This window comes from Ornithinibacillus jepli (genome assembly GCF_047228935.1).
In the GTDB taxonomy this organism is placed as follows: Bacteria; Bacillota; Bacilli; order Bacillales; family Amphibacillaceae; genus Ornithinibacillus.
The window spans coordinates 38,926-61,815 of sequence record NZ_JBFEGG010000009.1 but is presented as its reverse complement, the minus strand read 5'-3'; the positions used below and the strand labels follow the sequence as shown (position 1 = coordinate 61,815).

Annotated in this window: 33 protein-coding genes; 2 read left to right on the top strand and 31 right to left on the bottom strand. The window is 38.2% G+C overall.

The features are described from left to right. Positions 1-320 precede the first annotated feature (320 nt). A complete protein-coding gene (locus AB1K81_RS18285; protein WP_412978097.1) occupies positions 321-542 on the bottom strand; it encodes a hypothetical protein in 222 nt (73 codons plus the stop codon). A gap of 217 nt (positions 543-759) precedes the next feature. Here AB1K81_RS18285 and pdaB point away from each other — a divergent pair, with 217 nt between their 5' ends. Continuing rightward, positions 760-1,518, top strand: a complete 759-nt coding sequence (gene pdaB, locus AB1K81_RS18280) for a polysaccharide deacetylase family sporulation protein PdaB (protein ID WP_412978095.1) — start codon at positions 760-762, stop codon at positions 1,516-1,518. Positions 1,519-1,554: 36 nt separating this feature from the next. Here the strand turns inward: pdaB and AB1K81_RS18275 are convergent, their stop codons facing one another. Further along, positions 1,555-2,172, bottom strand: coding sequence for a KinB-signaling pathway activation protein (locus AB1K81_RS18275; protein ID WP_412978094.1), 618 nt, complete (start codon positions 2,170-2,172; stop codon positions 1,555-1,557). A gap of 153 nt (positions 2,173-2,325) precedes the next feature. Here AB1K81_RS18275 and gerD point away from each other — a divergent pair, with 153 nt between their 5' ends. Continuing rightward, positions 2,326-2,979, top strand: a complete 654-nt coding sequence (gerD, locus tag AB1K81_RS18270; protein WP_412978093.1) for a spore germination lipoprotein GerD — start codon at positions 2,326-2,328, stop codon at positions 2,977-2,979. A 76-nt stretch (positions 2,980-3,055) separates the two neighbouring features. Here gerD and AB1K81_RS18265 read toward each other — a convergent pair whose 3' ends face one another. The 29 genes from AB1K81_RS18265 to rplX all read right to left on the bottom strand — a co-directional run bounded on the left by AB1K81_RS18265 (position 3,056) and on the right by rplX (position 22,870). Beyond that, positions 3,056-4,114, bottom strand: a complete 1,059-nt coding sequence (locus AB1K81_RS18265) for an Mrp/NBP35 family ATP-binding protein (RefSeq protein ID WP_412978092.1) — start codon at positions 4,112-4,114, stop codon at positions 3,056-3,058. A 110-nt stretch (positions 4,115-4,224) separates the two neighbouring features. Beyond that, positions 4,225-4,950 carry an N-acetylmuramoyl-L-alanine amidase CwlD gene (cwlD, locus tag AB1K81_RS18260; RefSeq protein ID WP_412978091.1) on the bottom strand — a complete coding sequence of 242 codons (726 nt, stop codon included), beginning with the start codon at positions 4,948-4,950 and terminating at the stop codon, positions 4,225-4,227. An 82-nt stretch (positions 4,951-5,032) separates the two neighbouring features. Next, a complete protein-coding gene (locus AB1K81_RS18255; RefSeq protein ID WP_412978090.1) occupies positions 5,033-6,190 on the bottom strand; it encodes a GNAT family N-acetyltransferase in 1,158 nt (385 codons plus the stop codon). Positions 6,191-6,280: 90 nt separating this feature from the next. Next, a complete protein-coding gene (locus AB1K81_RS18250) occupies positions 6,281-7,504 on the bottom strand; it encodes an efflux RND transporter periplasmic adaptor subunit (protein ID WP_412978089.1) in 1,224 nt (407 codons plus the stop codon). Continuing rightward, entirely contained in the window at positions 7,501-8,178 is a 678-nt protein-coding gene (locus AB1K81_RS18245; RefSeq protein ID WP_412978088.1) for a hypothetical protein, read from the bottom strand. Before AB1K81_RS18245 ends, AB1K81_RS18250 begins: the two co-directional genes overlap by 4 nt. 182 nt (positions 8,179-8,360) lie before the next feature. Continuing rightward, complete coding sequence (locus tag AB1K81_RS18240) at positions 8,361-8,585, bottom strand: hypothetical protein (protein WP_412978087.1); 225 nt, start codon at positions 8,583-8,585, stop codon at positions 8,361-8,363. Positions 8,586-9,185: 600 nt separating this feature from the next. Then, a complete protein-coding gene (gene rpsI, locus AB1K81_RS18235) occupies positions 9,186-9,578 on the bottom strand; it encodes a 30S ribosomal protein S9 (RefSeq protein ID WP_412978086.1) in 393 nt (130 codons plus the stop codon). An 18-nt stretch (positions 9,579-9,596) separates the two neighbouring features. Further along, positions 9,597-10,034, bottom strand: a complete 438-nt coding sequence (rplM, locus tag AB1K81_RS18230; RefSeq protein WP_412978085.1) for a 50S ribosomal protein L13 — start codon at positions 10,032-10,034, stop codon at positions 9,597-9,599. 292 nt (positions 10,035-10,326) lie between these two features. Next, a complete protein-coding gene (gene truA, locus AB1K81_RS18225; RefSeq protein ID WP_412978084.1) occupies positions 10,327-11,070 on the bottom strand; it encodes a tRNA pseudouridine(38-40) synthase TruA in 744 nt (247 codons plus the stop codon). A gap of 21 nt (positions 11,071-11,091) precedes the next feature. After that, on the bottom strand, positions 11,092-11,892 hold the full coding sequence (locus tag AB1K81_RS18220) for an energy-coupling factor transporter transmembrane component T family protein (RefSeq protein WP_412978083.1): 801 nt from the start codon (positions 11,890-11,892) through the stop codon (positions 11,092-11,094). Further along, on the bottom strand, positions 11,885-12,757 hold the full coding sequence (locus AB1K81_RS18215; protein ID WP_412978082.1) for an energy-coupling factor ABC transporter ATP-binding protein: 873 nt from the start codon (positions 12,755-12,757) through the stop codon (positions 11,885-11,887). Before AB1K81_RS18215 ends, AB1K81_RS18220 begins: the two co-directional genes overlap by 8 nt. Beyond that, positions 12,733-13,572: an energy-coupling factor ABC transporter ATP-binding protein gene (locus AB1K81_RS18210; RefSeq protein ID WP_412978081.1), complete on the bottom strand. Its 840-nt coding sequence runs from the start codon at positions 13,570-13,572 to the stop codon at positions 12,733-12,735. The genes AB1K81_RS18215 and AB1K81_RS18210 overlap by 25 nt, the downstream gene beginning before the upstream one ends. Before the next feature lie 574 nt (positions 13,573-14,146). Next, positions 14,147-14,500 (bottom strand): 50S ribosomal protein L17, encoded by a 354-nt coding sequence (rplQ, locus tag AB1K81_RS18205; RefSeq protein WP_186871278.1) that lies wholly within the window; start codon positions 14,498-14,500, stop codon positions 14,147-14,149. Between the two features lie 43 nt (positions 14,501-14,543). Next, positions 14,544-15,488, bottom strand: a complete 945-nt coding sequence (locus AB1K81_RS18200; protein WP_186871277.1) for a DNA-directed RNA polymerase subunit alpha — start codon at positions 15,486-15,488, stop codon at positions 14,544-14,546. Between the two features lie 287 nt (positions 15,489-15,775). Then, the gene (gene rpsK / locus AB1K81_RS18195) at positions 15,776-16,165 is read right to left on the bottom strand and encodes a 30S ribosomal protein S11 (protein ID WP_345826587.1); all 390 of its coding nucleotides are present in this window, start codon (positions 16,163-16,165) and stop codon (positions 15,776-15,778) included. 21 nt (positions 16,166-16,186) lie between these two features. Then, positions 16,187-16,552 carry a 30S ribosomal protein S13 gene (gene rpsM, locus AB1K81_RS18190; protein ID WP_186871276.1) on the bottom strand — a complete coding sequence of 122 codons (366 nt, stop codon included), beginning with the start codon at positions 16,550-16,552 and terminating at the stop codon, positions 16,187-16,189. Positions 16,553-16,574: 22 nt separating this feature from the next. Further along, a complete protein-coding gene (gene rpmJ, locus AB1K81_RS18185) occupies positions 16,575-16,688 on the bottom strand; it encodes a 50S ribosomal protein L36 (protein ID WP_010095733.1) in 114 nt (37 codons plus the stop codon). A 31-nt stretch (positions 16,689-16,719) separates the two neighbouring features. Further along, complete coding sequence (infA, locus tag AB1K81_RS18180) at positions 16,720-16,938, bottom strand: translation initiation factor IF-1 (RefSeq protein WP_010095735.1); 219 nt, start codon at positions 16,936-16,938, stop codon at positions 16,720-16,722. Between the two features lie 292 nt (positions 16,939-17,230). Further along, positions 17,231-17,875 (bottom strand): adenylate kinase, encoded by a 645-nt coding sequence (locus AB1K81_RS18175; protein WP_412978080.1) that lies wholly within the window; start codon positions 17,873-17,875, stop codon positions 17,231-17,233. Positions 17,876-17,904: 29 nt separating this feature from the next. Next, complete coding sequence (gene secY, locus AB1K81_RS18170) at positions 17,905-19,197, bottom strand: preprotein translocase subunit SecY (RefSeq protein WP_412978079.1); 1,293 nt, start codon at positions 19,195-19,197, stop codon at positions 17,905-17,907. Continuing rightward, positions 19,197-19,637, bottom strand: coding sequence for a 50S ribosomal protein L15 (gene rplO / locus AB1K81_RS18165; protein WP_412978078.1), 441 nt, complete (start codon positions 19,635-19,637; stop codon positions 19,197-19,199). Before rplO ends, secY begins: the two co-directional genes overlap by 1 nt. A gap of 30 nt (positions 19,638-19,667) precedes the next feature. Further along, positions 19,668-19,850 carry a 50S ribosomal protein L30 gene (rpmD, locus tag AB1K81_RS18160; RefSeq protein WP_412978077.1) on the bottom strand — a complete coding sequence of 61 codons (183 nt, stop codon included), beginning with the start codon at positions 19,848-19,850 and terminating at the stop codon, positions 19,668-19,670. 13 nt (positions 19,851-19,863) lie between these two features. Beyond that, positions 19,864-20,367: a 30S ribosomal protein S5 gene (gene rpsE / locus AB1K81_RS18155; RefSeq protein ID WP_412978076.1), complete on the bottom strand. Its 504-nt coding sequence runs from the start codon at positions 20,365-20,367 to the stop codon at positions 19,864-19,866. A gap of 20 nt (positions 20,368-20,387) precedes the next feature. After that, positions 20,388-20,750, bottom strand: a complete 363-nt coding sequence (gene rplR, locus AB1K81_RS18150) for a 50S ribosomal protein L18 (protein ID WP_412978075.1) — start codon at positions 20,748-20,750, stop codon at positions 20,388-20,390. A gap of 30 nt (positions 20,751-20,780) precedes the next feature. Further along, positions 20,781-21,317: a 50S ribosomal protein L6 gene (gene rplF / locus AB1K81_RS18145; RefSeq protein WP_412978074.1), complete on the bottom strand. Its 537-nt coding sequence runs from the start codon at positions 21,315-21,317 to the stop codon at positions 20,781-20,783. Between the two features lie 30 nt (positions 21,318-21,347). Further along, positions 21,348-21,746, bottom strand: coding sequence for a 30S ribosomal protein S8 (gene rpsH / locus AB1K81_RS18140; RefSeq protein WP_412978073.1), 399 nt, complete (start codon positions 21,744-21,746; stop codon positions 21,348-21,350). Between the two features lie 29 nt (positions 21,747-21,775). Then, the gene (locus AB1K81_RS18135; RefSeq protein ID WP_186871267.1) at positions 21,776-21,961 is read right to left on the bottom strand and encodes a type Z 30S ribosomal protein S14; all 186 of its coding nucleotides are present in this window, start codon (positions 21,959-21,961) and stop codon (positions 21,776-21,778) included. A 30-nt stretch (positions 21,962-21,991) separates the two neighbouring features. After that, entirely contained in the window at positions 21,992-22,531 is a 540-nt protein-coding gene (gene rplE, locus AB1K81_RS18130) for a 50S ribosomal protein L5 (protein WP_186871298.1), read from the bottom strand. 27 nt (positions 22,532-22,558) lie between these two features. Then, a complete protein-coding gene (gene rplX, locus AB1K81_RS18125; RefSeq protein ID WP_412978072.1) occupies positions 22,559-22,870 on the bottom strand; it encodes a 50S ribosomal protein L24 in 312 nt (103 codons plus the stop codon). Positions 22,871-22,890 lie beyond the last annotated feature (20 nt).

Here is a 22,890-nt window from a genome sequence, read left to right as displayed (position 1 = left end):
AGCAAAGAAGCTGCTAGCTTCTGTAATTCTTTAATAGAAAAAACAGGGTATGTTTCTTCTTGACATACTGGTTGTTTTGTTCAGTTTTCAAGGAACAATCTTTTATTCTGTCGTTTTTAGCGACAAGATATAATTTATCATGTTTGCCACTAGATGTCAACAACTTTTTATAAGAAAGTTTTAAAACTAAGTAAGTTCGACAATGCTCATATGTGACAACAGAAATTAATATACCATAGCTATTAAATAAAATCAACGGTCTTTTTTAAAAAAATCTCTTCAGAAATTTCATACAACCAATGTCTATTTATGTATGATTTCTACTCGTTTTGTGTCTTTTTCGGTATATACCGCATACACTCTTTTTCACTAGCTACTCTTCTTAGTAATTGAAACAATACTTTGTAGCGTTCTTTCATAGCGCTTTTCACCATGTTATCTATTCGATTATCATCTAAATCAAGAATGATTTCGTCTAACTCTCTTTTTATTAAATACTCTAGTTCCTTCTGTTCTGTATGATTTATCATTAAACCTAGCATATTCTTCACCTCAACAAATTTAGGCAAAATCAACCAAATTTCTCCATACCATATACCTTCGATTTAATTTAGGCGTTATGGGGGTATTTTATATCGTTTGCATTTTTTGAGAAATTATTCAACTGATTATTTTTATTTATAATAGATAGCTTGTTCATATTTTAGTTATTACTTCATAAGATGTATTGAATAGCTTGTTTCCTTAGGAGGTGGATGAATGAGTCATTTTTATGTCTTACGTTTTAACCGAATTAAGAGGTGGGGTCTTATAGTTGTACTAGCTTTTTTTACAGCTGGTTTTCTTTGGGTTGAAGGTAATAGCGCTTTATCTGTCTTCACTAAGAATGAACCTGTTGCTTTATCAAAGGGAAGTTCCGATGAACCGAATATTGCCTTAACCTTTAATATCAGTTGGGGAGAAGAGAAAGTCCATGACATTTTAAAACAACTTGAACAACATCAAGTACAAGCTACTTTCTTCGTTAGCGGTGAATGGGCGGAAAAGCATCCGGATATATTGAAAAAGATTTCGGATAATAAACACGAAATTGGTATGCTAGGTTATCGGTATAAAAGCTACCTTGATCAAGAAATAGACCAGGTGAGAAAAGATTTACGATATGCTAAAGAGATTTTTGGCAACTTAGGTTATAAAGATGTAGAGCTTGTACGTGCACCACATGGACACTTTAATGAAGAAATCATTAAATTAGCAGAGGATATGGGGCATAAAGTTATTCATTGGAATGTGAATCCGAACGATTGGCAAAACCCAGGTACTCAAAAAATTGTAGACCATGTGATGTCCGAGACGGCAAATGGCGACATTATCTTGATGCATGCTTCAGACTCTGTTAAACAAACAGCTAATTCACTAAAAACCATTCTTCCAGGCTTAAAAAACAAAGGACTTAATTTTGTAACGGTAACAGAGCTAATTAATCAAGCCCACGCAAAATCTAAAATCGTAGAATAGAAAACAAACCTGATGCCATGTAAGCATCAGGTTTGTTTATTTTTTGGACTTTTCATCCGTACTATTGTGAAGTCGATGTAATATGAGAAGTTGATACGTATTACATGCAAGTAATGTTAGCACCATAATCAATGAGAATTCCGAACCGATGATGCCAATTCGTAAAGCTGGCACCCATTCAAGGACTGTAAATACCACCATAAAGAATAGAGCAGGAATAAAGGCATGCTTCTTTGTCTCTTTAGCTTTGATCTTGGCAATGATCCATCCATAAACGAATAGAGCAGCTGCTGCTAGGATATACCAAATTAATCCAACATCACCTTCTGCACCATTATATGTAAAGTAAACTAAATCAAAAAGTATAAATGCAATTAGCGCGATTTGTACTGTTGGCCAAAATGAACGAAAAATACTTAGTCCTAATCTATGTACATATAAATATGCAAAAAAACCGGTCTGACTCACTGCACTATACAACATACCATGTCCAATGAAGAAGAGCATAACTCCGATTAGGCCAATAAAATTAAATGGTTGCAAGTTATCCGTATAGGAACCACCAACATTTACAAAAAAGCTAACAATTAATCCTACAAGACCTCCTAATGCTAACGTTTTTAAAAACAAATTAACTACTTTACGACTATTCAATTGAAATATCCTCCTGATAAAGAAAAAATATATAAATCACGAAACGCTTACACAATTGGTATTTTAACATGAACAACATCTTTTTTCCTTCATCAAGTGCATATTTTTACTTTTCTCATCCATATTAATGGATAAGTGGAAGGAGGATTTAACATGCTACGTGTGTTCTACCTACCATTAATTGGTGGATTACTTCTATTGATGAGTGCATGTGGTGGGGAGGCTGCACCAAAGGAAGCAGATTATGACACAACTAAGAAAATGATTGTTGATATATTACAAACCGAAGATGGAAAAAAAGCGCTTGGGGAGATACTAGCTGATGAGAAGATGCAACAACAGCTTGTTATTGACTCCGCTACGGTAAAGCAAGCTATTGACGAAACCTTAACGTCAAAAAAGGGCGCTGACATGTGGAAGAAACTTTTTGAAGACCCTAAGTTTGTAGAAACCTTCTACAAATCCATCGAAGAAGATCAGAAAAAATTAATGAAGGATTTAATGAAGGATTCGGAATATCAAAAACAAATGATGGATTTATTACAAAATCCAGAAATGACGGAACAACAAATCCAAACATTAAAAAGCCAACAGTTCCGTGCCCACCTAGAAGAAACGATACAACAAACTTTAGAATCACCACTATTTCAAGCAAAGATCCAAGAAATTTTATTGAAGGCAGCTGAAGAACAAAGTAAAGGTGGCGGCCAAGGCGGGGGCAATGAATCTGGCGGTGGAAGTGGTTCCGGCGGCGGTGGTGGCGGATCCGGTGGCGGCGGAGAATCTGGCGGCGGTGGCGGTCAGTAAGCTTTGCCTCCGAAGTTCTCTCTCATCATATAAAAAAGGTCAGTTCTCCTATTGAAAGGAACTGACCTTTTGTAATTTATTCTTCAACTTTCGCAATAACTTTTGCCGCCATCTTATGATATTCTTTTCCATTTGGATGATCCTCTTGATATACAGATGGTGCAAATACATCCTCTTCTTCATATGGCTGTTGGATTGGCAGTTGGCCAAGTACTTTAGTTTTCAGTACTTCGGCAAGCTTCTTGCCTCCACCTTGTCCAAAAACATATTCCTTTTCACCCGTTTTAGGGCTCTTATAATATGCCATGTTTTCCACAACACCTAAAATTTCGTGTTCTGTTTTAAGCGCCATTTGACCAGCGCGAGCCGCTACAAACGCAGCAGTCGGATGTGGAGTTGTTACGATAATCTCCTTACATGATGGTAGCAATTCATGGACATCCATCGCGATATCCCCTGTACCTGGTGGTAGATCTAGTAATAAATAATCTAAATCTCCCCATTCTACCTCTTTAAAGAAGCTATTCAGCATTTTACCAAGCATCGGACCACGCCAAATAATCGGTGAATTATCTTCAACGAAAAATCCCATAGAAATAACTTTTACACCAAATCGTTCCACTGGAATAATCTTCTCTGCACGAACAACCGGTCTTTCTTCAATGCCCATCATATCCGGAACACTGAACCCGTAAATATCAGCATCAATAATACCAACTTTTTTCCCTAATCGTCTAAGAGCAACAGCTAGGTTTACGGTAACCGTAGATTTCCCTACGCCACCTTTACCACTTGCAATCGCTAAGAAATGAGGTTGTTTATTGCCACCCATTAATGCTTTCTCTTTAGCGCTTTCAATTGCAGGCTGATACTTTTTGATTACTTCATCTGGTAATTGCTCAAAGCGAAGGCCGACTGTTACGGCACCATTACGTTTCAATATTCCTACTAATTCTTGTTGAAGCTGCATTTGTTCAGCAGTATTTGTTTTCCCAATGGCAACCTTTACGCTGACATGCTTTTTATCTTCCTTTATCGTTACTTCTTTAATTCCTTCAGTTTCTTCAAACGTTCTATGTAAAAAGGGATCTTTTACAGGATTCAGTAATTGTATTACTTCTTCTTTCGTTAACATTTAATCACCTTCCTATTTCTAGCTTAAAATTTAAATAGTCCAAGGCTAGTATACCATAAATCACAATAAATCTAAGTGATATGAATTTTAGGAAGGATGGTTTCAAATAGTTATTCTTCTTCTTCTAACTCTGGCTCTTCTGTCATATATCGCAAAACTCCCTTGTAAATACTTGCTGCCATTTGTCTTTGATACGTATCTGATTTCAGTAATTCCCTTTCCTGAACATTAGATAGAAACCCAATTTCCACTAAAGCTCCTGGTATTTCTGCATTCTTTAATAAGTACAAATTATTCACTGCAAGTGCACTACGGTTTGTATTTTCTAAATTACGTGTAATTTCTGCTTGGATCATTTTCGCTAAATGTTTACCTTCATCTGATTTCGGATAATAAAAAGTTTGTGCCCCACTCCATCTAGTGGAAGGTAGAGCATTTAAATGAATCGTTAAAAAGAAATCCGCTTCATGGGAATGAATAAACTCCATCCGCCTTTTTATATCTTCTGCCTTCCGCTTCGATAGACCTTTCGTATCTTTATCCGCTAAATCTGTATCCGTTTCACGCGTTAAATAAACAATAGCCCCTGCCTGCTGGAGATAATTTCGTAATTCCTTTGCCACTTCTAATGCAATACCCTTCTCTAACGTATCATCACTACCTACCGCCCCACCATCTGGTCCACCATGCCCTGGGTCTAGTACAATGGTTTTTCCGCTTAAAGGCATTGAAAAATTCGTCGTTTCCTTTGCGCTATCTGGTAATGGAATTTTTATAAGTGCAATTAAGATAACTAGTCCAATAACCCAAGCAACTACCTTTCCAAATCGATTCATCACATTCGCCCCTTTACTTATCCTCACACTATTTTATGGGACAAGTATGTCGTTTATGACTTATGCATGAACCGAATTTTCGCTAAAAAAAGTCTGGCAAATAGGTTTGCTGATTTGGAATAAGGTTCTCTAATTTTTCTACCGCTTCTTGACTACCTTCTATTAACCCTAAAGCAGCAAGTTCTCTCGGTCTTTTATAACCAAGGAACATCGAAGTAAACTGTTGAATGGTACAATGAATTTCCGCTTTTCCTTCTGTCTTTATAACCGTGCAGGTAAGGCCATCTGTAGTTGGATTAACATAATATACTCCCGTATTTTCTGGTAAAAATGAATCCTCCACAAAAATCGATATAGACTCTCTTCCCACTGTAGTAGGATATTGTTTTAAAAATCCTATCACATCTACTACCCTCGCCATGAAGTATGGGTCCACTTTCGTTTCAAATCTAGGTTCATCAAGAAGTAGTGGCATGTTATCATTTTCTGGTACAACAAATTCTGCATGCTCGGCCATCGAATCATGGTTACTGATAAACTCCATTAATAGCCTTAATCCCGATAACGAACGATACGCTATTTCAACTACCGTAAATAATTTCTCTTTTACTTCAAATATGATATAACCCTCAGGACTATGTTCGTCATTATAAGCTATTGCGATGTGGTAATTATCTTTCAAGACACGTTGTTTCCACCATTTTTCGTCACGAACAAGGGAACCAGTGTATTTCTTTGCATACTGCGGATAAATGGTATTTAGCAACGGAATATCTGGTTCAATCCTTCTTACATATCCTTTCGTTCCCCAGTCTTTCTTCAGTTTAGCAAAAGGAATTTTGTATTTTTTTTCATTAAACGCAATCTCATAGCCGTACTTCCTGTAGAACGGAACAGAAAATGGATGCAGATAAGAAAGTACCTGGCCATTTTCCCTCATGTATTTTAATGCATGTTTCAGTAGTTTCCTCACCATTCCATTTCGTCTATATTCTGGCCATGTAGCGACTGAAGCAACGCCACCCATTTGCATCTGTTTCCCCATTATATTGACAGCAAGTGGAATTAAATGCAGTTTTGCTGCAATTTTATCATTTTCCATGATGCCCCAAATCATATGCCGTTCTGCTTCTTGACGCTTTAACTCTAGTTCTTTTTCAGACAGAGTATATTGAAAAGCAAATTGTGAAAGGGCAAAAATATCACGATACTGTTCATTTAAATTTAACTCTTTAATCATGTAGACTTCCTCCAAGTATTTTTCTTATAGAGTATTTTAGCAAAAAACAATCCAGTATCACCATTAAGTATACTGGATTGTATATATCATTTATCTCACCATTATTCCCATCAACATATACTTCTTCCATTCAGCGTATTGATTAAAATCTAGCCAAGGAACTTGTGTGAACTTTAACGGAGTAAAAAATGGCATTCCAGTATAATCTGGGTGAATGGATTTATCAGTTACCGTATTTTCAGCTAACAAGCCACTTGTAATCTCTAGTTCATCCCCCATCAAAATCCCTGTTTCAACTGGAACTAATTCAAGGTTTCCTGATTCATTAAGCTTCCAGACTTGATCATCCTTTACTATACCCGCTTTAACCGTATTAGCATTTAAGGATTCATTCACTGTAATGGTCAAATCAGCATGATAACCTGGTAGAACCTCATCTAGTGGTTGTTCCTCGGAAAACTGCACCTCAAAAGGATAAATACTTTCCGCATCCACATCTACGTCATTTGGATGATCTTCCACATGAAGGACCGTTCCATGAAATGTTTGCTCACTTTCTTTTAAGGAGATTTCTACCGGTTGCTCTACATCCACTTCTACTCTTTTTCCTTCGTCAATATTTCCTTTAACCTGTAATGCTGTATTTTCAATAGCAATTATCGGATCATCTAACGTGGAGGAAAGTTCGCTCACTTTCCCTTCTACAGGGCTTTCCACTGTTATGACGGCCCCAGTAGTTAGTAAGTCTTCTAGCTGAGACTGGATAATTCGCTCTTCCTCTTGTTTCGCTTGTAATTCTTGTTCTTTTTGAATGATGAACTGCTCCTTCATCACTTCAGCTTCAGCAGGTTCCTGCGGAGACACAACTACCGTAGTTCCATCCTCTTCATTAGTTCCTACAACCGGCACGGTAGCACTTGGTATTTGAAACGCCACCATTTCAGAAATAGCCGCTCCAATCGCATCGATCTCACTACTCACCTTCTCAAGCTCATAAGTTAAAAACCTTTCCGTTTCCATAAAATCATGCACTTGATAGGTAAATAGTGGGTCTCCCACATTCACTGTACTCCCTTCTTCCACTAAAAAACCTTCAAAGCTTCCTAACGCTTTATCGAAATACACATAACTTTCCCCAGAATATGTAACAACACCGTCAGCATTCACCGTTTCAACTAAATCCTTTTGATACACTTTGTCCCACGTTGACACGTATGCTTGTCTTACTACTTTTTCCCCGTCATCAAGTAAAACAAGTAAGGTATTGATTCCAATAAATAAGATTACTGCTAACCATTTCATTCGCTTCTTCATTCGTTAAACCACCCATCTATCATATATAGATCGGTAAAGGCTAATACTGCAGTCACGGACCAAACCGCTAAATGAAATAAAATGACCGTGCTCCAAATCCATGCCTTATGTATACCAGAAAGCTTGGTTAGAAATTTTATTTGGAAGATAACAATCCATATCTGAAATAGAGAAACAGCCCCACACAAATAAATTAAAAAAGTAACATCCGTGAGGTAGGAGGCAATAATCCCTAAAGAAAATGGTGAAACAAACCAATCTAGCCCAGCATACACCGCCAAAGGAATCCAAAGAATTCTCTCGACCAGCATGATAAACAAAACAACGACTTGCATTAGTAATAATTTTTTAAATGGGATTTTTGTTACCCAGTAGTAAATTAAGGACGGAATAAATAACACAAACAATACAAAAGCGGTCGAGTAAATCATTCTACCGATTATAAAATAGAGCTTGGACAATTCATATTCCGAGGCTGTTAATAAAACTGCTCCACTAGATAATGCGGAAGATCCGATTCCCAATATCCCCATTCCACTATACGTTACCAAGCAAAGTAAACCTAATAGCACTACAGTCTTCCACGGGTTCCGAATTTGTTCTGCTTTCCCTATCCGGAAAATATGATCATCTACTGCAAACAATAGTTTAATAAGCTGTACTTGATATATCATTCTTTCACCCATTTCTGATTAGCTTTTTGGGAACCTACTTGCACCAATTTTAACCTACGATTCAACAAATATCCATTATTTTCAATTTATTTGGAATAATATTGGTACTTATGTCCCAAAAAAACAAAAAAATAGCCAGGCCACTACGAAACATGTCGTACTTTCGTAGTACCTGGCAAAATTTAATGGGCTCCGGTTGTTAATTTTTCCGGCTCTACTTCCTTACTTTCCTTCTTATCAAGCATCCGTACAAACTGCCAACCTACCGCTGCGTTGACTGCTGCCATTAACCCAAACAATAAATAGTCCCCAATCGGTTCTGGAAGGATCAAGTCCATAATCAACCATCCCCCAGCAGTAGAAGCACCAACTAGCCCTCCGATTATAGGCTTACGATTGCGATTCATTTTATTGCACCACCTTTAATATTTTGTAAGTACGTCTAAGTAGCTTGCTAGGTTGAAAAGTGCAATTCATTGAACAGTTATCTTGCTAATAATGTATTCTTCTTAATCCTATGTAACAAGTTCTGTTGAAATAACTAAAGAGTGAAGATTTGGCTCGTCCTAAGTGAACTTTTGCAATGCGGGAAGAGAATTGTTCGGGATATGGATTATCATGATGTTTTTCATGACTTTATAGTCGAATGAGGTGATGAGGAGGGTTCTCATGATGTTTTTGGGGGATTATTGTATTAAGAAGATGATGAGGACCTTTGTCATGATGTTATTGCCGAATATTATACTAAAAAACACGATGAGCCGATTTCTCATAACGTTTTTTCGAGGTATTTTGGTTAATAGTGCGATGAGGAGTTTCCTCATCATGTTTCTTCTTGGTTTTAAGTCAAAAAAGATAATGAGTTACCTTTCCACAGCCTCAATCGAGGTATTCAGCAAAATACCAAGTTAACTATCAAATAGCTAACTTGATTAATGCCCTTATTAAGTTAGTCCAAAAAAAAAGGCCCCAGCCATATTGACTGAAGACCTTTTGAAGTAAACATATTAACGTTTTGAGAACTGTGGTGCACGACGAGCGCCTTTAAGACCGTATTTCTTACGCTCTTTCATACGAGGGTCACGAGTTAAGAACCCTGCACTCTTAAGTGCTGAACGATAACCTGGATCTGCTTCTAGTAAAGCACGTGCGATACCATGACGGATTGCACCAGCTTGACCTGTAAATCCACCACCATCAACAGTTACGATTACATCATAAGTTCCTTGAGTTTCTGTAGCTTGAAGTGGTTGGTTAAGAATTAGAATTTGAGTTTCGTATGGGAAATAGTCATTTGCATTACGACCATTAATTGTTACATTACCAGTACCCGGTACTAAACGTACACGTGCAGTTGAGCTTTTACGACGACCTGTGCCGTAGTATTGTACTTGTGCCAATTGAGTTACCTCCTTTTATTATCCGCGAAGTTCGTAAACTTCAGGTTTTTGTGCTGCATGATTGTGCTCAGCACCTCTGTATACATGTAATTTCTTAGCCATTTTACGTCCTAAAGATCCTTTTGGAAGCATGCCTTTGATTGCGATCTCAAGCATTTGCTCAGGATATTTTGTACGCATTTCATCAGCAGTACGTTCTTTTAATCCACCTGGATGTCCAGAGTGACGGTAGTACATCTTATCACTTAATTTGTTTCCAGTTAATTCGATTTTGTCAGCGTTAAGGATGATTACATAATCACCAGTGTCAACGTGTGGTGTATAAGTTGCTTTATGCTTTCCACGAAGGATTGCAGCAACTTCACTTGCTAGACGACCAAGGCGCTTGCCTTCAGCGTCCACAACAAGCCATTTGCGTTCGATATTGTTTTCATTCGCCATGAAAGTTGTACGCATGTTTGGTTCCCTCCATATTTTTCATTCATTAATTTTTAATGTTTTAAAGTTCGTTATTCCTATATTTTCAACACAATTAGTTCCGGGGCTAATCGCGGTTTTAGAAATAAAATGCCATAGACCATAATATATCAAAAAAGGGTCATTTGTCAAGAGCCTGGCAGATTTATTTATACTTATTTTTTAGCTATTTAAATAAAAACCACTTTCCCTATTATATATCATTTCTACTCGAAAAGAAACCTGTCGATATTTCCCAGGAAATGTTTACTTTTGTCGGAAATAAATTAGATTACTCATACCGTACTCGCCATAAGAATAACCCTTGGGCTGGTGCAGTCTTTCCTGCGTTACTACGATCTTTTGATTCTAGTATCGCTGCCATTTCTTCCGGACGAATTTTTCCTTGTCCTACATCTAGTAACGTTCCTATTAATATCCGTACCATATTATATAAAAAGCCGCTTCCTCGAAAAACAAACTCTAATTTCTCGCCATTTTGGTTACAAGAAACTTCGAATAACGTTCGTACCTTATCACCTTTAACCGTTGCTTTAGCCGATGAAAAGGTAGTAAAGTCATGTGTTCCTTCTAAATAATGACAAGCTTCTTTTATCGCATCGATATTTAGTTTATAAGGGAAGTGATACATATAATTTCGATTAAATATATCCGGCTCTACAGCATTTATGATAAAGTAGCGATACTCTTTCTCCACTACACTATATCTAGCATGAAAATCACTAGAAGCTACCTCTGAATGCGTCACATATAAATCATCAGGAAGCAGTGCATTTAATGCCTTCTTCCAACTATTTCCCGGGATATCAAGAGCCGTATCAAAGTGGATGGTCTGCCCCCTGGAATGGACCCCTGTGTCTGTTCTACCAGATGCTTGTACACGAACATGTTCGCCTTTGTGTATCTTTTCTAATACTCGTTCTAATTCACCTTGCACCGTGCGTTTTTTAGGCTGGACCTGGTAGCCATGAAAGTGTGTCCCGTCATAGCTTATAATACATTTTATCTTCGGCAAATTTGTCCAACCTCCAGACTGTTAATAATTTCTCGTAATAAATAACCCAGCAATAACTAGTAAGAATAAAAGCAAAACAAAAATATCTATTCTTTCAATCTTCAGTTGCCTTAGCTTCGTCCTTCCTTCGCCACCTCGGTATCCCCTTGCCTCCATCGCCATTGCCAATTCTTCCGCTCGTTTAAATGCACTAACGAACAACGGTACTAAGAGTGGAACTATCGCTTTTAGTCGTTCCTTCATTGGGCCAGTACGAAAATCTACTCCCCTTGATGCTTGTGCTTTGGATATTTTATCGGTTTCCTGTAATAGCGTTGGAATGAATCGTAAGGAAATTGACATCATAAGTGCTAGCTCATGTACTGGAAACTTTATCTTTTTTAATGGATGTAGCATATCCTCAATCGCATCGGTAATCTCTATCGGTGTTGTCGTCAATGTTAATAGTGATGTAATCAAGATTAATAGGAAAAATCGCAATGATATCGCAAAGCCCTGTATTAGCGCTCCAGAGTATATTTTAAACCCTAGTATATCTACTAAAACAGAACCTTCCTTCGTCACGATTAAATGCAAGATAAAGGTGAAAGCAATTAAAAACCAAACAGGTGTTAATCCCTTTAATATAAATCGAAAAGGGATTCTTGTTGTTACTGTCGTTATCATCGCAAAAACAGTTAAAACACTATAACTCGCTACGTTGTTAGCAAAAAATACAAAAATAACAAATAAAAATATAACCGTTATTTTCATCCGTGGATCTAATCGGTGTACTAAAGAATTTCCTGGGACATATTGTCCAATGATCATCATGTTATTCATTTGACTCAGCCCCCTTTAAAGCCTGCTGAATCTCCAGGGCAAGTTCTTGGACCGTTTGTCTTCTAAACGGAATTGTATTCCCAAAACGCTCATGGAATGCGTTGATAAACTGAATCACTTCTGGAACATCTAATTGAACCTGATTAAGGGCTTCCTTCTGTGTGAAAACTTCTTCAGGTGAGCCTTCCATATACTTTGTCCCTTTATTCATAATGATGACTTGGTCTGCATATTTGACCGCATCTTCCATACTATGAGTGACTAACACTGTCGTTAAATTACGCTCTTTATGAAGTGAATAAAACATATCCATAATTTCTTGCTGCCCTCTAGGGTCAAGTCCTGCAGTCGGCTCATCTAAAACGAGAATCTCAGGCTTAATTGCAAGTACTCCAGCAATTGCAACCCGTCTCATTTGTCCTCCACTTAAGTCAAAAGGGGATCGACTTAATAACGCTTCATCAATTCCAACCGATGGGATAATTTCTCGTATTCTATTTTCTATTTCGCTTTCTGCAACACCGAAGTTTTTCGGTCCAAAGGCAATATCCTTTTTGACTGTTTCATCAAAAAGCTGATGCTCTGGATACTGAAACACTACCCCGACCCGACTTCGAAGCTCTTTTAAATTCTCCGGCTTTTTCTCCGAATTAATATGATAGTCACCAATATGAACTTCACCACTAGTTGGCGTTAACAGTCCATTTAAATGCTGGATTAAAGTTGATTTACCAGAGCCAGTATGGCCGACAATCGCAACAAAAGAACCTGACGGGATATGAAAGGATAAATTCTGTAAAGCAGTATGTGCAAAAGGTGAGTTTGCTTGGTAGATGTAACTTACATCGTTGAATGTAATGTCCATAGTTCCTCCAATAATTCTTCATGATTTAAAGGCTCTGTTTTGATTTTCATACCATTTTGTTTTAATTCATCTGCTAGTACTGCAATATATGGAACATCTAATCCAATCTTTCGTAACTCATCCTTTTTTGCAAAAACTTCTCGTGGTGTTGCCTCATCCCAGACTTCCCCATTATTCATCACAATAACCCGCTCTGCCTGTACTACTTCTTGTAAATCGTGGGTAATTGTAATCAATGACATCTCATTTTTCGATTGGATGTCTGATACGGTACGGATAATCTCCTTACGCCCTTTTGGATCGAGCATTGCGGTTGCTTCATCTAAGATTAATACAGCAGGTTCTATCGCAAGAACACTTGCTATCGCGACACGCTGCTTCTGACCACCAGAAAGCCTGTGTGGTTCAGTTAGAAGGTAGTCTTCCATCCTTACTGCTTTTAAAACTTCTTTGATTCGTGTTACCATCTCTTCTCGAGGTATTCCTCTATTTTCCATTCCAAAGGCAACATCATCCTGAACCGTTGTCCCAACAAATTGATTATCCGGATTTTGGAAAACCATTCCAACCTGCTTTCTGACTTCCCATACATGCTCATCATTAACCTGCATGCCATTTATAATAATTTCTCCCTCTTGGGGATATAATAATCCATTCATTAACTTGGCTATCGTAGACTTACCTGAACCATTATGACCTATAATTGCTACCCACTCGTCTTTACATATTTCAAATGAAACATTCTTTAATACCCAAGGGCCATCATCTCCGTACCTAAACGATACATTTCTAAACTCTATAAACTTCTCTCTCATCTAAACTCCTCCTATCTCCACATAGCCTTTAAGGTTCATCTATGTATGTATTTTACTACTTATCGTGGGGAATGTTAATTGTCAGGTAATGGGGTAGTTGGTTTTTTGGAGGGATTTAACTTCTCGGGGCGGTTGCACGGTGTTTTACTGCGGCAGGGTTTCAACTGTCTGCCGAGGAGATTCAACCGGTTTTCCAGAAATATCAACGGATATATTGTACCATCTACCACACGATTAATTCATCATCCGTTTAGCAAATATTTCAACCGAAGTATTCTTCTTACATTTATAACGGAGCATCAGCCAGATGTGCCCCTTTGCTTGTTACATCGACCCTATTCGCTGGGACATGTACCCATATCCTCCGCACATCAGCCCACTTCACTGGAACATGCGCCCATTCTCTTACTATATCTACCCATTACCTTAAGGCTTGTGACCGTTGCCGCAAAGTATCTGCCCAAAAACGCAATACTTGCACCAGTAACCATACCTCTTGTAGCCATACAAAAAAAGGGCTTGGATTTCACCTCGTGGAAGAGATCAAGTCCTGCCCTTAACGCGTATGGATTGATTAAACTAGCTCGATAATTGCCATTTTCGCTCCATCACCTTGGCGTTCGCCTAGCTTAAGAACGCGTGTATATCCACCTTGTCTGTCTTCATAGCGTTTCGCTACATCATTGAAAAGCTTTTGAAGAACAGTATCTTCTTCGTTAGCCTCTTTGTTGTATAAGAATGCAGCAGCTTGACGACGAGCGTGTAGATCACCACGTTTACCTAATGTAATCATTTTATCTACTACAGATCTAAGTTCTTTAGCCTTAGCTTCTGTTGTTTCAATCCGCTCATGAATAATTAAATCAGAAGCAAGGTTACGAAGTAGTGCTAGTCGTTGATCTGTTGTACGTCCTAGTTTTCTTGCCATGGACTATCCCTCCCTTTCTTGAAACTCTAAAGATGTCCGATTATTAGTCTTCTTTACGTAAACCTAAACCTAAATCAGCAAGTTTAACTTTAACTTCCTCTAATGATTTACGGCCTAAATTACGTACTTTCATCATATCTTCTTCAGATTTATTTGAAAGCTCTTGAACTGTATTAATGCCAGCACGTTTTAAACAATTGTAAGAACGAACTGATAAGTCTAGTTCTTCAATTGTCATTTCCATTACTTTTTCTTTCTGGTCTTCTTCTTTCTCGACCATAATTTCGACATTCTGCGCTTCGTCAGTTAACCCAACAAAAATATTTAAATGCTCAGATAAAATCTTTGCACCTAAAGAAATAGCTTCTTCAGGGCGAATGCTTCCATCTGTAGTCACATCTAATGTCAGTTTATCGTAGTTTGCACTTTGACCTACACGAGTATTCTCAACTTGGTAAGTAACACGTGATACTGGTGTGAAAATGGAATCAACTGGAATAACACCAATTGGTTGATCTTCATGTTTGTTTGCATCAGCTGGAACATAACCACGACCACGTTGTGCAGTTAACTTCATACGCAAGTTTCCTTTTGCATTTAATGTTGCAATTGGAAGTTCAGGATTTAATACTTCTACATCACTATCATAAGTTAGATCAGCAGCAGTAACGACTCCTTCACCTTGCACATCAATTTCTAATGTTTTTGGTTCGTCTGAATAGATTTTAAGGGCTAGCTTTTTCAAATTCAAAATGATTGTTGTTACATCCTCAACTACCCCATCGATAGTTGAAAACTCATGTAATGCTCCATCAATTTGAACCGATGTAACAGCAGCACCTGGAAGTGAGGATAGTAGGATACGACGCAAGGAGTTTCCAAGAGTTGTACCATAACCACGTTCGAGCGGCTCTACCACAAATTTTCCAAATGTAGCATCATCACTAATCTCAACCGTTTCAATCTTTGGCTTTTCTATTTCAATCATTCCATAATACCCTCCTTTAAAACGTCGAAACCCCGGCTAGAATATGCTCTAACCGAAATTCCTCGGGATAGGCAGTTGGCGTTCTGCACTACCTGCTTATTTATCGTACGTTTGTCTTTGCGATGCTGTATAGTAAGGTTTCAAAAAGAACTATAATCAGTTCGCCCAAAAGGCGTTTTATTAAATTCTTCCCTAATACCTTGGTGTTCACTTTATCTCTATTACCATCTATACTTTTAGTCATCATAACCCATTATAGACAGGGTGACAAATATTATACGTTAAAATTAAACACGACGACGTTTTGGTGGACGGCAACCGTTATGAGGTACTGGAGTTACGTCTTTAATAGCAGTAACTTCTAATCCAGCTGCTTGTAAAGAACGAATAGCAGCTTCACGACCAGCTCCTGGACCTTTAACTGATACTTCTAATGTTTTCATTCCATTATCTACTGCAGTTTTAGCAGCTGTTTCAGCAGCCATTTGTGCAGCAAATGGAGTAGATTTACGAGAACCTTTGAAACCTAATGCACCAGCAGAACTCCATCCAACAACATTACCTTGAACATCTGTGATCGTTACAATTGTGTTGTTAAATGTAGAACGGATATGTGCTACACCAGTCTCAATATTCTTTTTCACACGACGTTTACGTGTATTAGTTTTACGAGCCATCTATTAGTTTACCTCCTTACATTATTTTTTCTTGTTAGCGATTGTACGACGTGGACCTTTACGAGTACGAGAGTTGTTCTTCGTATTTTGACCGCGAACCGGTAAACCACGACGATGTCTTAAACCACGGTAAGATCCGATTTCAATAAGACGTTTAATGTTAAGAGACACTTCACGACGAAGATCCCCTTCCGTTGTATATCCATCAACTGCTTGACGAATACGACCTAACTCATCTTCAGTTAAATCACGAACACGAGTATCTTCGGAAACGCCTGCTTCTTTAAGGATATCCTGAGCAGTCTTTTTACCGATACCATAAATGTATGTTAAAGAGATTACTACACGTTTATCACGTGGAATATCTATACCTCCAATACGTGCCATAAAATATGCGCACCTCCTTCATTTATCCTTGTTTTTGCTTGTGTTTCGGATTTTCACAAATCACCATTACTTTGCCTTTTCGTTTAATGACTTTGCATTTTTCACAAATTGGCTTAACAGATGCTCTTACTTTCATCATCTATACCTCCTTTAATATCGGAGCTCGCTTATTTATAACGGTACGTAATTCGTCCTCTTGTTAAATCATACGGAGAGAGTTCTACCGTTACTTTATCACCTGGTAAGATACGGATGAAGTGCATTCGGATTTTACCAGACACATGTGCCAAGACCGTATGGCCGTTTTCAAGCTCTACATTGAACATTGCGTTTGGCAATGTTTCTGTTACAGTTCCTTCCACTTCAATTACATCATCTTTCGCCATCGCGCCTTACTCCCTTCTCTTAAATCAGTCACAATATTGTTTTTGGAAAAACAGTTAAACGATAAACTTACATTTGTGACACGACCAGTTTCTAGAAGGCTGTTTTGGACTTCTGGAGACGTTATAATCCATGTTTCAATATGATGTTTATTCTTTCTCTTTGGCCGATCATATTTAGGTGTTCCCCATCTGCTACCAAGACACAACGATCATCAATCACTCAAATCGATAAATCCTTGTTTCCTCATGCAAAATACGACAAAACCTATTCGTGCAGGGCTACAGTTCTAGCTTATTTTTCAATAATCGATTGAATGTCTTGAAAAACCTTATCTATATCTTGATCTCCATCAACGGTGACAAGATATCCTTTATCTTCATAAAAGTCTAGTAACGGCTTCGATTGCTCGATGTTGATCGCCAAACGATTTTTAACCGTTTCTGGTTTGTCATCATCACGTTGAATTAACGCTGAACCATCTTTATCACATATACCCTCTTCTTTGGGAGGATTATACATCACATGATAAGCTCTACCACATGTAGGACAAATTCTACGACCGGATAAACGCTCCACTAATTTCTCTTCTGGTACTTTCACATGTAATACATGGTCAATCGCTTGATTCATATCAGATAAAAGAGCTTGTAAGCTTTCTGCTTGTGGAATGGTTCTTGGAAAACCATCTAACAAGAAACCTTTCTCACAATCATCTTTGCTTAAACGCTCTTTTACAATTCCAATTGTTACTTCATCCGGAACAAGTGCACCTTGGTCCATAAAGCCTTTAGCTTTCATACCAAGTTCTGTTCCTTCTTTAATAGCGGATCGGAACATATCTCCTGTTGAAATATGAGGGATGTTATATTTCTCGCTTATTTTATCTGCCTGTGTACCTTTTCCAGCACCAGGAAGACCCATTAACAATAGATTCAAAACTTTCCCCTCGCTTCATTGGCAAATTGTTACTTAATAAATCCTTTGTAGTGTCGCTTCACTAACTGACCTTCTAATTGCTTCATAGTTTGGATTGCTACACCTACAACGATTAGTAAACTAGTGCCGCCGATTTGAACTGCTTGTGGCAGACCTGCAAGTTTTCCGAAAACAATCGGTAATACAGAAACTGCAGCCAAGAATAGTGCTCCTACAAATGTTAATCGATTGATAACACGAGTAAGATACGTCTCGGTATTTTTACCTGGACGAATTCCTGGAATATATCCACCTTGTTTTTGTAAGTTTTCCGCCATTTGTTCAGGGTTAACTTGAACAAATGTATAGAAATACGTAAACGCAATAATTAACGCCACATAGATAACCATACCTATTGGTTGTGTATAGTTAAAGATTTCTTGGATCGTTGTAGCAACATTTCCTTCAAAGAACCCTGCAACAGTACTCGGCGCCATAATAAAGGCAATCGCGAAGATTACTGGGATTACTCCCGCAGCATTTACTTTTAGAGGTAAATGTGTAGAATGGCCACCTACTGGAGAACGGTTAACAAGTTTCTTTGCATATTGAATTGGGATCTTACGTAATGCTTGTTGTACGAAAACAACACCTGTTACGATTGCGATCGCAACTAAAGCAATTAACGCCACAATAACGATATTGATAAACAATTGATCTCCAGGATTCAAGAAATACTGGGCATATAATTGTTGTAACGCATTCGGTATAGCAGCAACGATACCAGCAAAAATGAGTACCGAAATTCCATTCCCAACTCCACTAGCGGTGATCTGTTCACCTAACCACATTAAGAATGTTGTTCCAGCAGTTAATACTAATGCAATAATAAGGAATTTAACAGCGTCCGGGTTAGGGATTAAAAATCCACCAGCCATTGCATTAAAGCCAATAGACATTGCTATTGCTTGAAGAAATGCAAGGACGACTGTTCCATAACGGGTAATTTGAGCAAGCTTCTTTCTACCCACTTCACCTTGTTTTTTCCATTCTGTAAACTTCGGCACAACATCCATTTGTAATAATTGCATAATAATTGATGCTGTAATATAAGGCATAATCCCCATTGCAAAAATGGAGAAATTCAGTAATGCCCCACCGCCAAATGTATCTAGAAAACCAAATACACTATTTTGCGAGTTCAAATGTTCAATTGCAGTTTTATCTGTGAATGGCACAGGAATAAAAGTGCCTAGACGGAATACAATTAACAAAGCAAGTGTAAAAAGTATTTTCCGTCTAATGTCAGCCACGCGCATAAAATTGGAGAATGTACGGAACATTAGATCACCTCTGTTTTACCGCCCGCTTCTTCGATAGCTGCTTTTGCTGAAGCAGAGAACTTATGAGCTTTAACGGTATATTTATTTTCGACGGAACCATTACCAAGTACTTTAATACCTGATTTTACGTTCTTCACGACACCTGATTCAATTAATAACTCAGGAGTAATTTCTGTGCCGTCTTCAAATTGGTTTAAAACATCTAAGTTCACTATAGCATATTCTTTACGGTTTATGTTCGTAAATCCACGTTTTGGTAAACGTTGGAATAAAGGCATTTGTCCACCTTCGAATCCTGGACGTACACCACCGCCAGAACGAGCATTTTGTCCTTTATGACCACGACCGGAAGTTTTTCCGTTACCAGAAGATGTTCCGCGTCCCACACGGTTTCTCTCTTTACGTGATCCCTCTGCTGGTTTCAATTCATGAAGTTTCATACGAGCACCTCCTCTTTACGCTAATGTTTATTAACCTTCTTTAACCGTTACTAGATGAGACACTCTGTTAACCATGCCGCGAACAGCTGGAGTATCTTCAAGAACTACGGTTTGACGAATCTTTCTTAATCCTAGTGCTTCAACAGTTTTCATTTGTTTTTCTTTCGCACCGATAACACTGCGTGTGAGGGTGATTTCTAATTTTTTAGACATAGTGTTTCCCTCCTTATCCTAACAGTTCTTCTACAGACTTTCCTCGTAGTTTTGCTACGTCTTCTGCGCGCTTAAGGCCGTTTAAGCCGTTCATTGTAGCGCGGATCATATTAATTGGTGTGTTTGAACCAAGTGATTTCGTTAAAATGTCACCAACACCTGCAAGTTCTAATACCGCACGAACTGGACCACCAGAGATAACTCCAGTACCTTCAGAAGCTGGCTTCATTAATACACGACCTGAACCGAATTCTCCATGAATTTCATGAGGAATAGTAGTTCCAACGATTGGTACAGTGATTAAGTTTTTCTTTGCATCATCAACTGCTTTTCTAATTGCATCTGGTACTTCTTGTGCTTTACCAGTTCCAAATCCAACATGGCCGTTCTTATCTCCAACTACTACTAATGCAGCAAAACGGAAACGACGTCCACCTTTTACAACTTTTGCTACGCGGTTAACCGCAACAACGCGTTCTTCAAGATCTAATTTATTAGGATCGATTACTGTTTTCATCTGTGTCCCTCCTTTTACAATTAAAATTCAAGACCTGCCTCACGAGCAGCATCTGCTAATGCTTTTACACGTCCATGATAAAGGTAGCCTCCACGATCAAATACAACTGATTTATGACCTTTATCTTGGGCACGTTTTGCGATCAATTCTCCAACTTTAGTTGCAGCATCAACACTGCCAGTTGAATCTAAGCTTAATTCTTTATCAACAGTAGAAGCTGAAACTAATGTTACACCGTTAGTATCATCAATTAACTGTGCATAAATGTGTTTATTTGAACGATACACGTTTAAACGAGGACGCTCAGGTGTTCCGAAAAGATTTTTACGAACACGGTTATGTCTTCTTTTACGTGCAACATTTTTGTCAGGTTTTGTGATCATCTGGGTCACTCCTTTCTCGCCTAACTAACCTTACTTAGCAGTTTTACCTTCTTTACGACGTACATACTCATCAACGTAACGGATACCTTTACCTTTGTAAGGTTCTGGTTTTCTGATAGCTCTGATGTTGGCAGCAACTGCTCCAACTTTCTCTTTATCAATACCTCTAACAATCACAGATGTATTGCTAGGTACATCGATTTCGATACCGTCGATTGGATCTATTTCAACTGGATGTGAATAACCAGCGTTTACAACGACTTTATTACCTTGCTTTTGTGCACGATAACCAACACCGATGATTTGAAGTTGTTTTTCAAATCCTTTCGATACACCTTCAACCATGTTAGCTAGTAAGCTACGAGTTGTTCCGTGTAATGAACGATGTGCTTTTTGATCACTTGGACGTTCCACTGTGATTACGTTATCTGCAATAACAATTTTCATATCAGAATGAAAATCTCTTGTTAATTCACCTTTAGGGCCCTTAACAGTTACTGTATTATCATTAAGTTTTACTTCTACACCACTCGGAATCTCAATTGGCTTAAGTCCTATACGAGACATTCCATGCACCTCCTCATCATAAAAAATTAATTACCATACATATGCAAGTACTTCGCCACCAACAGCTTGAGCGCGTGCTTCTTTATCAGAAAGTACACCTTTAGATGTTGATACGATTGCAATACCTAAACCGTTTAGTACACGAGGTACTTCACCAGCTTTAGCATAAACACGTAATCCTGGCTTACTAATACGTTTAATACCTGTAATTACTCGTTCCTCATTAGTACCGTACTTAAGGAAAATACGCAGAACACCTTGTTTGTTATCTTCAATAACTTCATAATCACGTACAAAGCCTTCTCTTTTTAGAATATCAGCAATTTCAGTTTTAATTTTAGAAGCAGGAAGTTCTAACTTTTCATGTTTTACCATGTTCGCATTACGAATACGAGTTAGCATATCTGCGATTGGATCTGTCATAACCATTAATCATTACCTCCTTCCCTAATCGGGGTTTACCAGCTTGCTTTTTTGACACCAGGAATTTGACCTTTATAGGCAAGTTCGCGGAAACAAATACGGCAAAGTTTAAATTTACGCATTACTGAATGCGGGCGTCCACAACGTTCACAACGAGTATATTCTTGTACTTGATACTTTTGTGTGCGTTTTTGTTTCGCAATCATTGATTTTTTAGCCACAATTTTCCCTCCTTGTATTAGCTCTCATGTCTATTTTTGGAAAGGCATGCCAAGCTGAGCTAAAAGTTCACGTGCTTCTTCATCAGTATTAGATGTTGTTACAATAACGATATCCATACCGCGCACTTTACTTACTTTATCGTAATTAATTTCTGGGAAAATTAATTGTTCTTTAACACCTAGTGTGTAGTTACCACGACCATCAAAAGCTTTCTTAGAAATACCACGGAAGTCACGTACACGTGGTAGAGATACCGCGATTAACTTTTGAAGGAATTCATACATGCGCTCACCACGAAGAGTAACTTTCGCACCAATCGGCATTCCTTCACGAAGACGGAATCCTGCGATTGATTTTTTAGCACGTGTAATCATAGGCTTTTGACCAGAAATTAATGCTAGTTCTTCAACTGCGCTATCAAGTGCCTTAGAGTTTTGAACTGCATCACCAACACCCATGTTGATAACGATTTTTTCGATACCAGGCACTTCCATAACAGACTTGTAATTAAATTTATTCATTAAAGATGGTACAATTTCATCTTGGTATTTTTGTCTTAATTGATTCACCATGTTGCCCTCCTTTCACAGCACATACTATTTATCTAATGCTTCACCGGAACTTTTAGCGATGCGGATTTTCTTTCCGTCACGCACTTCGTGACCAACGCGTGTTGGTTTGCCGGTCTTTGGATCTACTGGCATCACGTTAGAAACATGAATTGGAGCTTCTTGGTTAAGAATTCCACCTTGTGGATTCTCTTGAGAAGGCTTAGCGTGTTTTTTGATCATGTTAACACCTTCAACAAGAACGCGATCCTTTTTCGGATATGCTTCTAAAATTGTGCCTGTTTTACCACGGTCTTTACCGGAAATAACAATAACTTTATCACCTTTTTTTACATGCATGCTTGACGCACCTCCTTACA